Origin of the sequence: Salinivibrio socompensis S35 (assembly GCF_000513715.1) — a bacterium.
Lineage (GTDB): Bacteria > Pseudomonadota > Gammaproteobacteria > Enterobacterales > Vibrionaceae > Salinivibrio > Salinivibrio socompensis.
Genome location: NZ_AQOD01000069.1, coordinates 1 through 15,087 on the forward strand (window position 1 = coordinate 1; position 15,087 = coordinate 15,087).

General features: G+C 49.1%; 10 protein-coding genes, 3 pseudogenes and 1 riboswitch. Of the genes and pseudogenes, 7 read left to right on the forward strand and 6 right to left on the reverse strand.

The features are described from left to right. Nucleotides 1–462: 462 nt before the first annotated feature. The 3 genes from hemG to DZ54_RS0108805 all read right to left on the reverse strand — a co-directional run bounded on the left by hemG (nt 463) and on the right by DZ54_RS0108805 (nt 3,184). Nucleotides 463–999: a menaquinone-dependent protoporphyrinogen IX dehydrogenase gene (gene hemG / locus DZ54_RS0108795; protein ID WP_025673802.1), complete on the reverse strand. Its 537-nt coding sequence runs from the start codon at nt 997–999 to the stop codon at nt 463–465. Nucleotides 1,000–1,017: 18 nt separating this feature from the next. Further along, nucleotides 1,018–2,475, reverse strand: a complete 1,458-nt coding sequence (locus DZ54_RS0108800; RefSeq protein WP_025673803.1) for a TrkH family potassium uptake protein — start codon at nt 2,473–2,475, stop codon at nt 1,018–1,020. A gap of 67 nt (nt 2,476–2,542) precedes the next feature. Beyond that, the gene (locus DZ54_RS0108805) at nt 2,543–3,184 is read right to left on the reverse strand and encodes a YigZ family protein (RefSeq protein ID WP_025673804.1); all 642 of its coding nucleotides are present in this window, start codon (nt 3,182–3,184) and stop codon (nt 2,543–2,545) included. 216 nt (nt 3,185–3,400) lie between these two features. Between DZ54_RS0108805 and fadB the strand changes: the two are divergent. From fadB to acuI, 3 genes and pseudogenes are all read left to right on the forward strand, one after another. Further along, nucleotides 3,401–5,577 (forward strand): annotated as a pseudogene (fadB, locus tag DZ54_RS20320) (fatty acid oxidation complex subunit alpha FadB). Between the two features lie 16 nt (nt 5,578–5,593). Then, nucleotides 5,594–6,757, forward strand: a complete 1,164-nt coding sequence (fadA, locus tag DZ54_RS0108815) for an acetyl-CoA C-acyltransferase FadA (protein ID WP_025673805.1) — start codon at nt 5,594–5,596, stop codon at nt 6,755–6,757. Between the two features lie 156 nt (nt 6,758–6,913). Beyond that, nucleotides 6,914–7,905 (forward strand): annotated as a pseudogene (gene acuI / locus DZ54_RS20325) (acrylyl-CoA reductase (NADPH)). A gap of 147 nt (nt 7,906–8,052) precedes the next feature. Here acuI and DZ54_RS0108825 read toward each other — a convergent pair. Then, nucleotides 8,053–8,256 (reverse strand): hypothetical protein, encoded by a 204-nt coding sequence (locus DZ54_RS0108825; protein WP_025673806.1) that lies wholly within the window; start codon nt 8,254–8,256, stop codon nt 8,053–8,055. Between the two features lie 122 nt (nt 8,257–8,378). Here DZ54_RS0108825 and tusA point away from each other — a divergent pair, with 122 nt between their 5' ends. Next, nucleotides 8,379–8,663 (forward strand): sulfurtransferase TusA, encoded by a 285-nt coding sequence (tusA, locus tag DZ54_RS0108830; protein WP_025673807.1) that lies wholly within the window; start codon nt 8,379–8,381, stop codon nt 8,661–8,663. On the opposite strand, the gene DZ54_RS0108835 is transcribed toward tusA, so the two are convergent. Then, nucleotides 8,660–9,220, reverse strand: a complete 561-nt coding sequence (locus DZ54_RS0108835; RefSeq protein ID WP_025673808.1) for a TMEM165/GDT1 family protein — start codon at nt 9,218–9,220, stop codon at nt 8,660–8,662. The genes tusA and DZ54_RS0108835 overlap by 4 nt on opposite strands. Nucleotides 9,221–9,246: 26 nt before the next feature. After that, nucleotides 9,247–9,422, reverse strand: a riboswitch (yybP-ykoY riboswitch). Nucleotides 9,423–9,596: 174 nt separating this feature from the next. On the opposite strand from DZ54_RS0108835, the gene glyQ reads away from it, so the two are divergent. From glyQ to DZ54_RS0108850, 3 genes are all read left to right on the forward strand, one after another. After that, nucleotides 9,597–10,508, forward strand: coding sequence for a glycine--tRNA ligase subunit alpha (gene glyQ / locus DZ54_RS0108840; RefSeq protein WP_025673809.1), 912 nt, complete (start codon nt 9,597–9,599; stop codon nt 10,506–10,508). Nucleotides 10,509–10,517: 9 nt separating this feature from the next. Continuing rightward, on the forward strand, nt 10,518–12,587 hold the full coding sequence (gene glyS / locus DZ54_RS0108845) for a glycine--tRNA ligase subunit beta (RefSeq protein WP_025673810.1): 2,070 nt from the start codon (nt 10,518–10,520) through the stop codon (nt 12,585–12,587). Nucleotides 12,588–12,975: 388 nt separating this feature from the next. Next, nucleotides 12,976–14,229 (forward strand): valine--pyruvate transaminase, encoded by a 1,254-nt coding sequence (locus DZ54_RS0108850; RefSeq protein WP_025673811.1) that lies wholly within the window; start codon nt 12,976–12,978, stop codon nt 14,227–14,229. A gap of 246 nt (nt 14,230–14,475) precedes the next feature. Here DZ54_RS0108850 and DZ54_RS20330 read toward each other — a convergent pair. Then, a pseudogene (locus DZ54_RS20330) lies at nt 14,476–14,715 on the reverse strand (Hsp20 family protein); the annotation flags it as partial. Nucleotides 14,716–15,087 lie beyond the last annotated feature (372 nt).

The window sequence follows — 15,087 nt, forward strand, 5'->3', positions numbered from 1 at the left end:
AACAACTATAAAAGTTGTATCGTATTGGTCACTCAGTGTATCGAATAAATCTTTTTGTCTATTCTCAACGAGTGCCCACACAGATTGCATAGGTCAAATTGTTAAAGAGCGTTGACTGTACGAAGCTTCGCTTCACTTGGTCAGGGCTGCGTATCTTACGCACCTTACCATCAAAGTCAAGAAGAAATTTTATCTTTTATTTTAAACCCTAAGGGCCGAAATAAAATGTCTTTTTGACTCCCCTAGCGCTTGGCGCTAAGTGGACGGCTATCTTAATCTTTTAAAAACTCACGTCAAGCGTTTATTTTTATTTGATTTTTTACTCCGACATGGCGCTGAGCGCTTGCGCTGCCTGCCGTGTCGATGGAGGCGCATTATAGAGAAGTTGATCGCCTTAGCAAGAGGAGAAAGCGACTTTTTTTGTGAAAAGCCGCCGTTCGGTCAAATAATCAGCACTACGGGCTAAAACTGGGCAAATTGTTCAGTAAATGCTTTCACTTTTTGCCAATCGGTATATTCCACTTCCTTACTCGTATCCGTTTCGCCACCGGTAATATGCATAATAAAACGAATCATCATCCGATCGAACCATTTATAACGCGGATAATAAAGAGCCCCCGCGAACACGCCATGCAACTCAGGTGTCCATGGCGACTTTTCTAGAAACTTACGGCTGTAGGCACTGGTTTCTGCGGTATCTTTACCAGGTTTACGCGCGGTTAAATTGACACTAAAAAAGCCTGCTTTGACGCGATTCAGTTGTTCGGTGTGCGTATCGATAAATTGATAGAGCTTTTTATTAAAATGCCCATAGCGAATCGATGCCCCAATTAACACCCGATCATATTGGGTAAGGTCGAGTGTTGGCGCTTGATGGAGATCTTTCACTTCACACTGCGCCCGTTCACCAAGCTGACTCTCTATATAATGCAGAATCTTCTTAGTTTGCCCTTCTCGACTTGAGTGTAACAGCAGCACTTTCTGCGTCGCGTCGCTCATTGCTTCTCCTTCCCCTGTTTAGCTACGCCAAAACGTGGGGGTAAATAAAACCAGTAACGTGAATATTTCTAAGCGACCAAATAGCATGGCTAAGATCAGTACCCATTTCGCTGTGTCATTAATGCCACCAAAATGAGAGGCCACTTCGCCCAGCCCCGGACCAAGATTATTAAGGGTGGCCGCAACAGCCGAAAAGGCAGTCAGCTCTTCGATGCCGGTCGCGATTAACGCTAACATACAGATCACAAAGACCAATGCATACGCGGAGAAAAACCCCCACACCGCATCGACGACTTGTTGGCGCAAGGCTTTGTTGCCCACCTTAATCGTATAAACCGCACGAGGATGGACCAAGCGTTTAAGCTCACGCGTTCCCTGCAGTGAAAGCAGTAAAATACGAATCACCTTCATGCCGCCCCCTGTCGACCCCGCACATCCCCCTATAAATGATGAAAATAAGAGCAAAACAGGTAAAAACAGCGGCCAATGTGCAAATGTGGTCGTGGTATAACCCGCGGTGGTTGAGATCGAGACCGACTGGAATAATGCTTGGGTGAAGGTTTCAGTTGAACTGCTATAAACCTGGTGACCACTGAGCATGGTAAAGACCACCAGCCATAGTAATAGCTGAATAAGCAAAAACGCACGAAATTCAGGATCGCGTAAGTAAAACTTTAGATTAAGCCCGTTATTGGCAAAGGCAGCAAAGTGAAGGGAAAAGTTACATGCAGAAATGAGTAGAAAAACAACAGTAATCAGATTGATCGTTGTGCTGTCAAAATGGCCAATACTGGCATCATGAGTAGAAAACCCACCAATCGCGACGGTTGAAAAGCTATGCCCAATCGCATCAAACGCTGACATACCGGCCAACCAATAAGCTAGCGCACAGCTTACCGTCAGCGTCAGGTAGATGTACCAAAGGACTTTCGCAGTCTCGGCTATCCTGGGGGTCATTTTAGTATCTTTAACCGGCCCAGGGATTTCTGCTCGATAAAGCTGCATCCCCCCGATACCGAGTACAGGTAATATCGCGACCGCTAATACGATGATCCCCATCCCGCCGAGCCATTGAAGCAGCTGACGATAAAACAAAATGGCTTTGGGTAACTCATCCAGCCCAACAATCACGGTCGCCCCAGTGGTAGTCAGCCCAGAGAAGGATTCAAAAAACGCCTCACTGACCGATAAATCAGGCTGTTCAGAGAGCATAAACGGCAACGAACCTGCACTCCCGATGACCGTCCAAAACAGCACGACAATTAAAAAGCCATCGCGCGCTTTAAGTTCATGCCGGTAATCACGGTTTGGAAACCAAAGTAATCCGCCACCCGCAAGCAGTAAGAAAAATGTGAGAACAAAAGGGAGCCCCGCACCGTCACGGTATATAAAAGCCACCAGAGCGGGGGCGAGCATAGTGGTGCTGAACAGGGCCAGCAGAAGTCCGACAATGCGGGTAATGGAACGAAATTGCATAGCCTGACGTGGCCCTCTTATCGGCGACAGCCTTTTACTGCCGTCTCGTCGTTACACGTAAAGCAGGCTAGGTGCCTGACGTTAATAATTCATGCTCTATAGGGAAAGCTTGCGCCTGCCCACGGGTTTGATTTTTTAGCGCATCGAGAAACTCATCGATAAATCGCGCATCGACACGGACAGCAAGCTGCACATTATGACTGAACGCGGCATCAAGCTGAACGCCATGGTACTGTTTAAGCAGCAACTCAATTGTATCAATGTGACTATATTCACAGCTTATTGTGTAAGGAACCGTGACAGCAACCTCACGGGTTGTTAGTAAGCTTAACGCTTGTTGCACACTGCTGCCGTATGCTTTTACTAAGCCTCCGGTTCCCAACTTAATCCCACCAAAATAGCGGACTACCACGGCACAGATCTCTCCGACTTTTGCTCCCGACAGTTGCGCTAACATCGGCTTCCCGGCGGTACCGGCAGGTTCTCCATCGTCACCACAGCCCCATTGTACCGATGATTCTGGCCGCCCAGCGACGAATGCCCAGCAATGATGGCGTGCATCAGGATAAGCCTCTCGCAAGGATTGAATGAACTGCTTCGCTTCTTCCTCACCCGGAGTGTGGGCAAGATAGGTAATGAATCGGCTTTTTTTTATTTCAAGCTCGTGCTTGACCGTTTCCGCAGGAACCGCATAAGGCGTAATCGGCATCGTGGTATAATCCTTGAGTCTCTGTCCTGCACTTTATCATATCTCCGCTTCTTCTAAAGGGACTCTCGCGTTGTAAAAACAACCCACACCACATATTTTAAACATTCGTTTAACTTTTAGTTGTCATTTATTATAACAATGATCCACACTAGAACGCATCTGGTCTAACCAGAATACTATTCAACCAGGATGGTACTGCCAACGTGGAGAAAAACCATGATCTACCAAGGAGATAACCTCTCAGTTCGTGCATTAGAAAACGGCATTGTAGAACTGACACTGGACAGCCAGGGTTCTGTCAACAAACTCGATCTGTCGACGCTAGAAAGCTTAGACCAAGCACTCGATGCCTTAGCCGGCCGTGATGATGTTAAGGGCTCATGCTCACTTCGGCAAAGTCGGCCTTTATTGTCGGCGCCGATATCACCGAGTTTCTCGGTTTGTTCGCCAAGCCCGACCAAGAGCTTTCTGATTGGGTCTCGCGAGCCAACGCAATCTTCAATCGTTTAGAAGACCTCCCCTATCCGACTATCAGTGCCGTCAATGGCCATGCCCTAGGGGGCGGTTGCGAGTGTATTCTTGCTACCGATTTGCGGGTCGCAAGCTCTGACGCTCGCATCGGTCTGCCAGAAACCAAACTCGGCATCATGCTGGGTTCGGCGGGACCGTGCGCTTACCGCGTTTAGTGGGTGCCGATACGGCGATGGAAATTATTACCGCTGGTAAAGAAAAACGCGCCGCAGCGGCACTCAAAGAAGGATTAGTGGATGCCGTGGTTGAAGTAGATAACCTTCGTGACGCGGCAATCAGTATGCTAACTCAGGCCATCAGTGAAAAAATTGATTGGCAGCGCCGTCGTCAGCAGAAAAAACAACCACTAGCCTAAACCGCACAGAAGCCGCTATGAGCTTTACCATGGCCAAAGGTATGGTTGCACAGGTAGCTGGAAAGCACTATCCCGCCCCGATGACAGCAGTTATCGCGATTGAAGAAGCCGCAGGCATGACACGCGACGAAGCTCTTAAGGTCGAAAATCGCTACTTCGTCAAACTGGCGAAAACCGACGTTGCTCAAGCCTTAGTCGGTATTTTCTTGAATGATCAAGTGATCAAAGGCAAGGCGAAAAAAGCCGCTAAACAAGGGAAAGATACCCAGCGTGGTGCCGTTCTAGGTGCGGGTATTATGGGCGGGGGGATCGCCTACCAGTCCGCCCTAAAAGGCGTGCCTGTGATGATGAAAGACATCGCACAAGCGTCGCTGGATTTAGGTATGAAAGAGGCGACCAAGCTACTGAATAAGCAACTCGAGCGCGGTCGTCTCGATGGCTTTAAGATGGGTCAGGTGCTGTCATCAATCACACCAAGCCTAAACTATGCCGGGATTGAACACAGCGATGTGGTTGTTGAGGCGGTGGTGGAGAATCCTAAAGTCAAAGCCAGTGTTCTCAAAGAAGTGGAAGCGCAAGTAAGCGATGATGCAGTGATTGCATCGAATACGTCCACGATCCCGATTAATACCCTGGCCAAGTCATTGACGCGACCAGAAAACTTCTGTGGCATGCATTTCTTTAACCCCGTCCATCGCATGCCGTTGGTAGAGGTGATCCGAGGCGAAAAAACCTCTGATAAGACCATTGCCCGAGTGGTTGCCTATGCGGCGAAAATGGGCAAATCACCGGTCGTCGTCAATGACTGTCCCGGTTTTTTGTCAACCGTGTACTGTTCCCCTATTTCCATGCCTTTAGCCTTCTTCTTCGTGACGGCGTGGATTTCCAACGCATTGATAAAATCATGGAAAAACAGTTCGGCTGGCCAATGGGTCCTGCCTACTTACTCGACGTGGTTGGTATCGATACCGCGCACCACGCGCAAGCCGTTATGGCAGAAGGCTTTCCGGATCGCATGAGTAAATCAGGTCGGGATGCGATTGATGTGATGTTCGAGGCCGAACGTTTCGGTCAAAAGAACGGCAAAGGTTTCTATCTCTATTCTGTCGACAAAAAAGGCAAACCAAAAAAAGAAGCCGATGACGCTGTACCCGCGTTACTTGCCCCTGTGATTGAGGGCAACCAATCAGATATCAGTGATGAAGATATTATTGCTCGTATGATGGTGCCGATGATCAACGAAGTGGCACGTTGTCTCGAAGAAAACATTATCGCCTCTCCTGCTGAAGCAGATATCGCCTTGGTATATGGCATTGGCTTCCCACCATTCCGAGGGGGCGCTTTCCGTTATGTTGATACCCTGGGTGTTGATAACTATGTCGCAATGGCAGACAAATTCTCTGACCTCGGCGCCTTATATCATGTCCCAGCGGATATGAGACGTCGTGCCGGCGATAAACAGGCTTACTTTGATATGACCCCGGTCAACGCAACGCAATCAGCCTAAGTTTAAGGAGAGAACAATGAACAATGTAGTGATCGTTGACTGTATTCGTACCCCAATGGGCCGCTCCAAGGGCGGTGTCTTTCGCAATGTGCGCGCAGAGGATTTATCAGCGCACTTGATGAAATCCTTACTGGCACGTAACCCAGCCGTCGAAAGCAGCGCCATTGAAGATATTTACTGGGGCTGTGTCCAGCAAACGCTAGAGCAAGGCTTTAATATTGCGCGCAATGCCGCGTTATTAGCCGGCATTCCACACACCGTTGGCGCGACCACCGTGAACCGCTTGTGTGGCTCGTCGATGCAAGCCCTCCATGATGCGGCCCGCGCCATCATGGTTGGCGATGGCGACACCTTTTTGATTGGTGGTGTCGAGCATATGGGGCACGTCCCGATGAACCATGGCGTCGACTTCCATCCTGGCCTATCTAAATCGGTGGCTAAAGCAGCTGGCATGATGGGGCTAACGGCTGAAATGCTCGGTCGCATGCACGGTATTAGCCGTCAAATGCAAGATGAGTTTGCTGCGCGCTCTCATGCACGTGCCCACGCTGCGACCGTAGAAGGCCGTTTTAGAGAAGAGATTGCCCCAATCGAAGGACATGATGCGAACGGGCTACTGACACTGGTTGAAGATGATGAAGTGATTCGTCCGGAGACCACGGTTGAAAGCCTAGCCAGTCTGCGCCCCGCCTTTGATCCGGCAACCGGTACCGTCACCGCGGGCACATCGTCAGCTCTGTCAGACGGTGCATCCGCCATGCTAGTGATGAGCGAAGAAAAAGCAAAATCACTGGGACTCCCCATCCGGGCGCGTATTCGTTCGATGAGCGTCGCCGGCTGTGACCCATCCATTATGGGTTATGGCCCTGTGCCAGCTACCAAAAAAGCACTGAAGCGCGCTGGATTGAACATCGATGATATTGATCTTGTCGAGCTCAACGAAGCATTTGCAGCGCAATCTCTCCCTTGCGTCAAAGATCTCGGCCTGATGGATAAGGTCGATGAAAAGGTGAACCTCAATGGTGGTGCCATTGCACTGGGTCACCCATTAGGCTGTTCAGGGGCACGCATCTCGACCACCTTGTTACATCAAATGGAACGTCAAGATGCCACCTTGGGTCTGGCCACTATGTGTATTGGTTTAGGACAAGGGATTGCGACCGTGTTCGAACGCGTCTAAATGCTATCCTTCGACAATTAAAGAGCGGCGTCAGCCGCTCTTTTTTTTGGGTTGCGTCTAACGGCGTTCAATCGCATAGTGATTGATGTAACGCAAGTGGTCGCTTACTCGCTCGGCCTAGTATGGCCGCTCACTTATTCCAACTGGGAGAATGCCATGTTTAACGCGCTTGTCCTCGAACAACACGACAAAAAAACCCTCGCCAACGTCACTGCCTTAGATGAGAGTGCTCTCCCTGATGGCAATGTCACCGTCAACATCGACTTTAGTTCCCTCAATTACAAAGATGGCCTCGCCATTACTGGCAAGGGAAAAATTGTGCGTCAGTTTCCAATGGTGCCAGGTATTGATTTTGCGGGAACCGTTGCCGACAGCCAGCACCCTGACTATCAGCCCGGAGATAAAGTGGTGCTTACTGGCTGGGGCGTCGGTGAAGGACACTGGGGCGGAATGGCCGAAAAAGCGCGCGTTAACGGTGACTGGCTCGTTCCCTTACCAGACGGACTCACTGAACAGCAAGCAATGATGGTTGGCACCGCTGGGTTGACCGCCATGCTGTGCGTACAAGCCTTGATTGACGGAGGCGTTAAACCAGAAAACGGCAAGGTATTGGTGACGGGCGCCAGTGGTGGCGTTGGATCTGTCGCCGTGACCTTGTTGCATGCATTGGGTTATCGCGTCAGTGCGGTCACTGGTCGCCGCGAAACGAACCAAGCTTGGCTTGAAAAGCTTGGTGCTGAAGAAGTTTTATCGCGCGATGTATTTAGCGCACCTGGACGCCCACTCGATAAACAACAATGGGCTGGCGCGATTGATACGGTCGGCAGTCAAATGCTCGCCAATGTTCTTTCTCAAATTCAGTACGGTGGCACCGTCGCGGCATGTGGCCTTGCGGGTGGTTTTGATCTTCCTGCACCGTGATGCCATTCATCTTGCGCAATGTACGCTTGCAAGGGGTGGACTCCGTGTCTTGCCCGACAACGCAGCGACTAGCGGCATGGCAGTCACTGACCAAACTGTTACCAGCCAGCTACTTTAAACAAGCATGCCACACCATCGCGCTTGCCCAAACGCCAGCGTATGCCGACAAAATCATGAACGGTGAGGTAAAAGGCCGCGTGGTCATTGATATCACCAAGCAAGACTAACGAGATAATACAGGGCCAATACCCAACAAGATATTGGCCTTTTTGTCCGTCTCTGATTTTCCCTGAATCACAGGCAAAAAAATCCCGCTGCGAAAGCGGGGAAGCCCAAGAAAACTGGGGAGTGAGTGTAGCAGTTAAGTGAGTAAGCTAACCTTCCGACGAGTCTGTTGGCTGAGTGGTTAATGCTTCCACCAATAAACCCAGCGCAGACACTAACAAGGCTAAGGTCGCCAAAAGAGAGTGTTCCTGACTATGCGCTAGGCCCAGAAAGGCAAGAGCGCTTAATCCTGTGTAGGTCAATATACGGTCGCCATAAGTGAAACCAAATTGTTGCCTGCTTGCTTTCCTCATGCCATCCGCCATTCGTTAACGACTTTTTAATTAATCTACACAATATATTTACAACTACAACCCTATTTGAATAATTCTGCCTCGTAAGTATGATCAACTCGACATTTTTTGAGGACACCGACATGACGACGCTTTTTGACCGTGCGGATCATCAGCTTGATGCCATTGGGTTACGCTGCCCAGAGCCTGTGATGATGGTGCGTAAACACATTCGCCATATGGTATCAGGCGAAACGTTGCTGGTTACCGCTGATGATCCTTCAACCACAAGAGATATCCCGAGTTTTTGTCGTTTTATGGATCACACCTTAATGGCATCTAAAATTGATCAGCCACCCTTTCAGTTCATGATCAAAAAAGGCTGGCATAATGCCAACCCTTTAAAACTCATGACGGTACCGATTTAACTTAATAAGTACCAGGTATCCAATACCGCTAGCGCCGCAAACATCGCTGCCGCCAGCGCACGAACCGCGGCCAAAGGCACGTGGCGCTGGATTTTATCGCCAGCCAGCACGACCGGGACATTGGCGAGCAACATGCCAATGGTTGAGCCAATCACCACAAGCCACAACGCGTCATTAAACTGAGCCCCTAAGGCCGTAGTCGCTAGTTGGGTTTTATCCCCAATTTCAGCAACAAAAAAAGCGGTAAAACTGGCCCAAAACGCACTCTTTCCATGAATGCCTTCATCCTCGAGTTTATCCGGGATCAGCATCCATACCGCCATCACACTAAAGCTGAGAATCAAAATAACGTGTAAGACAGTATCTGTCAGAAAATCTGCAGCCACGACACCGAGCCAGGCGGCGATCGCATGATTAACCAGAGTGGCCAATAAGATAGCACTCACAATTACTGCAGGTTTACGAAAACGGGTTGCCAACGCCAAAGATAGTAACTGGGTTTTATCCCCTATTTCCGCCAAGGTAACAGTGGAAATAGAAATAGCAAGAACGCTCATGACAATGCTCATCTGGGGCAGGGATTATTATGATTCAACCACGACAACACACACGCCCCACCCCGGTTCGTGCGATTGTCGTTGGTCTCGTCAAGCCCAGAGCACCATAAAGGCAGGCTTGCAATCACCATGAAGATTTTGCTTCAACTATGTTGATGATTGCCCCACTGACTATGCAGTGGTCGACTACTCCCCAAGACGGCGATAGTTTACGATTTGAACAATCGTTTGGCAACGTCTATTCATCCTCATCACCGCCATATCGATAAGTCTGTTAAAGACGCACAAAAATCCGCCAGCCCCCTACTGCTTAGGCGCGCTGCGAGTTATAATTGTTAGCTATTTTCTCCATTCATCAACTCGCGCGAACCTGACAATGCATAAATTCGATATCAAAACCTTTCAGGGTATGATCCTCGCGCTGCAGGATTATTGGGCCCAGCAAGGCTGTACCATTGTTCAGCCGCTAGACATGGAAGTGGGGGCGGGAACCTCCCACCCTATGACATGCTTGCGTGCACTTGGGCCAGAACCGATCGCAGCTGCTTACGTTCAACCTTCTCGTCGTCCTACCGATGGTCGCTATGGTGAGAACCCAAACCGTTTGCAGCACTATTACCAATTTCAAACCATTCTTAAACCATCGCCCGACAATATTCAGGAGCTCTATTTAGGCTCTCTGCGTGTGCTTGGTATTGATCCCGAAGTTCACGACATCCGCTTTGTCGAAGATAACTGGGAAAACCCAACACTGGGTGCGTGGGGTTTAGGCTGGGAAGTGTGGCTCAACGGAATGGAAATTACCCAGTTTACCTACTTCCAGCAAGTGGGTGGTCTTGAATGTAAACCCGTTACTGGCGAAATCACTTATGGTATCGAGCGCCTGGCCATGTACATCCAAGAAGTCGACTCTGTCTATGACTTAATCTGGACCGATGGCCCGTTTGGCAAAGTGACCTACGGCGATATCTTCCATCAAAACGAGGTGGAGCAGTCGACCTACAACTTTGAACATGCTGATGTTGATTTTCTGTTCCGCTACTTTGATCAGTGCGAGGCCGAAAGTACTAAGCTATTGGATCTCGAGCAGCCGCTCCCCTTGCCTGCCTATGAGCAGATCCTAAAGGCTGGCCACGCGTTCAACCTGCTGGATGCGCGTAAAGCTATTTCAGTAACCGAACGCCAACGCTATATTCTGCGCATTCGAACACTGACCAAACGTGTCGCCGAAGCGTACTACGCATCTCGCGAAGCACTGGGCTTCCCCATGTGCCGCCACACTCAATAAGGGAGCATCATGGCAACGCAAAATTTCCTGATAGAGCTAGGTACAGAAGAATTACCACCCACAGCATTACGTACTTTGGCAGAGGCCTTCGCAAATCAGTTTGAAGCGCAACTAAAAGAAGCAGATCTCAGTCACCAAGGTATTACTTGGTATGCATCGCCTCGCCGCTTGGCATTAAAAGTCACCGCCTTAAACGATCGTCAACCCGACAAGGTGGTAGAAAAGCGCGGGCCCGCAGTGAGCGCCGCCTTTGACACTGACGGTAATCCGACTAAAGCTGCCATGGGTTGGGCGCGCGGTAATGGTATTGATGTGAGCGAGGCTGAACGCTTAAAAACCGATAAAGGTGAATGGTTACTTTATCGTCAACATGTACCCGGCCAAGCGATCGACACCCTTCTGCCCGTACTGGCCGATCACGCGCTAAGCAAGCTGCCTATTCCTAAACCCATGCGCTGGGGTGACAAAGACACTCAGTTTATTCGCCCAGTAAAAACCTTGGTCATGCTATTCGGGGACCGCTTGATCGAAGGTACGATTTTGGGCGTTGCGTCCGATCGTGTGATTCGTGGTCACCGCTTCATGGGTGAGCCGAGTTTAACCCTGGACAATGCAGACCAATACCCTGAGCGTCTTGAGCGTGAAGGCAAGGTCATGGCCGATTATGAAAAGCGTAAAGCCCTGATTATTAAAGACGCCAAAGCAGCCTCTGATGCCGTGGGTGGGGTGGCCGAGCTTGACGATGACTTAGTAGAGGAAGTGACTTCTCTGGTAGAATGGCCCGTGGTACTGACGGCCTCTTTTGAGAACAAATACCTCAACGTCCCGTCTGAAGCCTTGGTATATACCATGAAAGGCGACCAAAAGTACTTCCCAGTCTATGATACGAATGGCGAGCTGCTACCCAAGTTTATCTTTGTTTCTAACATTGAATCGAAAGATCCTACCCAAGTGATCTCAGGGAACGAAAAAGTCGTGCGCCCTCGCCTCGCCGATGCCGAATTTTTCTTTAATACCGACCGTAAACGCCCACTAATTGATCGCTTACCAGAGCTTGATAGCGCGGTCTTCCAAAAGCAGTTAGGTACCATCAAAGATAAAACCGATCGCATCACCGCCTTAGCCAGCCAAATTGCCGACCGTATTGGCGCCGACAAAGCGCATACAGAACGTGCAGGACAGCTAGCCAAGTGTGATCTGATGACCTCTATGGTCTTTGAGTTCACTGAAACCCAAGGTGTGATGGGTATGCACTACGCACGCCATGATGGCGAGCCAGAAGCCGTTGCCCTTGCACTTAATGAGCAGTACTGGCCGCGCTTTGCCGGCGACAAGCTACCCACTACACCGGTATCGTCAGCCGTCGCCATGGCCGACAAGATGGATAGCATCGTGGGTATTTTCGGTATTGGTCAGGCGCCGAAAGGCAGCGACCCGTTTGCCCTTCGCCGGGCGGCTCTTGGGGTACTACGTATCATTGTTGAGAATGGCTACCAGCTCGATTTAGTCGATCTTATTCACGACGCCAAAGCCCAGTACGATGATCGTCTGACTCAAAAAGACGTCGAAGCGAATGTTTTAGACTTTATGCTGGGCCGATTCCGTAGCTGGTATCAAGATATGGGCTATAGCGTGGATATTATCCAAGCAGTGTTAGCCCGCCGGCCAACCAAGCCAGCCGATTTCGATAGCCGCGTGAAAGCCGTATCCCACTTCCGCAGTTTGGAAGAAGCGGAAGCACTCGCCGCCGCGAATAAGCGTGTCGGTAACATCCTGGCCAAATTCGAGGGCGAATTACCCGGTACGATCGATAGCAGTTTGCTGCAAGAAGACGCGGAAAAAGCTCTAGCAGCAGCGGTAGAAGCAAAAGTGGCCGTCGTCACGCCGATGTTTGCTGATAGTGACTATCAAAGTGCATTAACAGAGCTAGCAAAATTACGAGCGCCTGTAGATACCTTCTTTGATAACGTAATGGTCATGGCCGATGACCCAGCACTAAAAGCCAACCGCCTCGCGATGCTTCACCTTATCCGGGAGCAGTTCCTAAATGTGGCAGATATCTCGGTACTGCAAAAGTAAACAAATAGAATGCGTCACCCAGCCCCGCACTGACGGGCTTTTTAATAACCCCATTTTATGACCCAGTGACGTCACCGTATAACCACTCAGTACAGCCAGATCAGAAGCCTGTTTCTCTTCTCCTTACTCTACACTCTACTGCGCCTTACTTAAGTATGTTTCACGTGGAACATTAGGTTTGAAAACACGATGGACGCTTTGCACTCAGTACATTTTTCCATTCACTATCTAAGCAAAAGTGTACCGATAACGTAACAACCCTTGTCAACAGCCCTACGTAATGAGTATTAGATAACCCCCTAGCAACGCTTTCTTTTTCCCAAAGAATTGTTGTATGTTGATTGCAACTTAACCACAACAACGAAGCAGAACCTTAAAGGCAGTAATCATGGAAGTCACTCACTTTGGCGAAAAACTCGCGCATCATTCGGGTATCACCCAATTAATGGACGATCTTAATGAGGGTTTACGTAACCGAGATGCCATTATGCTCGGAGGCGGCAATCCAGCGGCAATCCCGGAAATGCTCGAATACTTTAAGACACTGAGCCAATCGATGCTCGATGATGGTAGCCTCGTTCACTCAATGGCGAACTATGATGGCCCCCAAGGAAAATCCACGCTACTCAATGCTCTCGCAGAGCTGCTTAATAAAACCTACGGCTGGCAACTTTCCAGCAAAAACATCATGCTGACCAATGGTAGCCAAAGTGCATTCTTTTATCTGTTCAACCTATTAGCAGGACGTTATTCAGATGGGAGCCACAAGAAAATCTTGCTCCCTCTGGCCCCTGAGTACATTGGTTATGGCGATGCAGGGATCAACGACGATATATTTGTCAGCTATCGTCCTGATGTTGAACTGTTAGATAACCGGCAATTCAAATATCATGTCGACTTTAGCCGCTTAACCATTGATGACAGCATTGGTGCTATCTGTGCCTCTCGACCAACGAACCCAACCGGTAATGTACTGACAGATAGTGAGATTCAGCAGCTCGATAAGCTTGCGCGGGACAACAACATTCCGTTAATTATCGATAACGCCTACGGCACACCCTTCCCTGATATTATCTTTGAAGAGGTTGCCCCCTTTTGGAACGACAACACTATCCTTTGCTCTAGCCTTAGTAAGCTCGGTTTGCCGGGCGTACGCTGTGGCATAGTGATCGCTAATGAGTCAGTCATTCAGGCAATGTCGAACATCAACGGCATTGTCAGCCTATCCCCCAACAGCGTTGGCCCAGCAATGGCATTAGCAATGATAGAGCGAGGCGATCTATTACGATTGAGCAAAGATGTGGTTCGCCCCTTCTACCAGCGAAAGTCGCAACGGACTTTAGAGATAGTTCTAGACACCATTAATGATGATCGGGTTCGAGTACATAAACCCGAAGGAGCAATATTCTTATGGTTGTGGTTTAAGGACTTACCCATTTCTACCCAAACACTGTACCAACGACTAAAAGCCCGTGGTGTGCTTGTAGTGCCAGGCGAATATTTCTTTATTGGTGTTGAAAGTAAAGATTGGCCTCATGCGAGACAATGTATTCGCATGAACTACGTCCAAGACGACGATACCATGCAAAGAGGCATAGAGGTTATTGGCGAAGAAGTCGTCCGAGCCTACCAAGAAGGCTAACACTGTTTCACGTGGAACACTTACCGAGCTCTTGTAGCACTGTTCCACGTGAAACATCCATCAGGACTTGTCAGCCCAAGAAGGACCGAAACAGCCTAAGAGGCTGGCAAACCACAGACGCATTTCTTACAGATTTAATCCATGCCAACACTCATTAAAAAGGGCAGCGTTGGCTGCCCTCTTTGTCACGTCACGATTGGCTAATTGACTTAAATATAACTGTGGTACTTAATGCAGCAATGACACTTATTTCGCATTTTCTAGCATACGGCTACCACCAATTTCGATACGGCGAGGTTTTTCTTCTTCAGGCACCTCACGCACTAAATCAATATGCAGCATACCGTTTTCCATTTCCGCCCCCATCACTTTAATATGATCGTCGAGGTGGAACTTGCGTTCGAAGTCTCGTTCAGCAATGCCTTGGTATAAGAACTTAGTGTTCTGGTTTCGTTCGGCTTTTTTGCCGGCAACCGTCAGGCTGTTATAAAATTCAATTTAACGGCTTTCCGTTGCGGACAAGCCCCCGGCGACCCAATGGCATCGCCTCATTACCTATATAGGGTCGCGCCAATAGATTTCAATACGCTCGAAAAAAATTTTTGCAAAGCTAACCATAACGAATTGAGGGATAGGTACGCTGATTAGCCTGTCTTCTGTTTCATCGCTATTTAGGGAACAACAAACTGGCTCACTATTGTTGCCACCTATTGCTGCTAGGAAACGTTTAATCAATCGGAGCTACACGCACTAAGTGCTGAGGAATCCCCTGATGATTTAGATAAAAATCATCAATTTAAGGTAGATGCACACCTTGTCATATGATCAAATGGTTTCACCAAAATCAATAATCAGACA

What these genes read in the sequence shown, in the direction of transcription:
- hemG (WP_025673802.1), bottom strand. Translation starts at nt 999, where the DNA reads ATGAGCGACGCGACGCAGAAAGTGCTGCTGTTACACTCAAGTCGAGAA.
- DZ54_RS0108800 (WP_025673803.1), bottom strand. Translation starts at nt 2,475, where the DNA reads ATGCAATTTCGTTCCATTACCCGCATTGTCGGACTTCTGCTGGCCCTG.
- DZ54_RS0108805 (WP_025673804.1), bottom strand. Translation starts at nt 3,184, where the DNA reads ATGCCGATTACGCCTTATGCGGTTCCTGCGGAAACGGTCAAGCACGAG.
- fadA (WP_025673805.1), top strand. Translation starts at nt 5,594, where the DNA reads ATGAACAATGTAGTGATCGTTGACTGTATTCGTACCCCAATGGGCCGC.
- DZ54_RS0108825 (WP_025673806.1), bottom strand. Translation starts at nt 8,256, where the DNA reads ATGAGGAAAGCAAGCAGGCAACAATTTGGTTTCACTTATGGCGACCGT.
- tusA (WP_025673807.1), top strand. Translation starts at nt 8,379, where the DNA reads ATGACGACGCTTTTTGACCGTGCGGATCATCAGCTTGATGCCATTGGG.
- DZ54_RS0108835 (WP_025673808.1), bottom strand. Translation starts at nt 9,220, where the DNA reads ATGAGCGTTCTTGCTATTTCTATTTCCACTGTTACCTTGGCGGAAATA.
- glyQ (WP_025673809.1), top strand. Translation starts at nt 9,597, where the DNA reads ATGCATAAATTCGATATCAAAACCTTTCAGGGTATGATCCTCGCGCTG.
- glyS (WP_025673810.1), top strand. Translation starts at nt 10,518, where the DNA reads ATGGCAACGCAAAATTTCCTGATAGAGCTAGGTACAGAAGAATTACCA.
- DZ54_RS0108850 (WP_025673811.1), top strand. Translation starts at nt 12,976, where the DNA reads ATGGAAGTCACTCACTTTGGCGAAAAACTCGCGCATCATTCGGGTATC.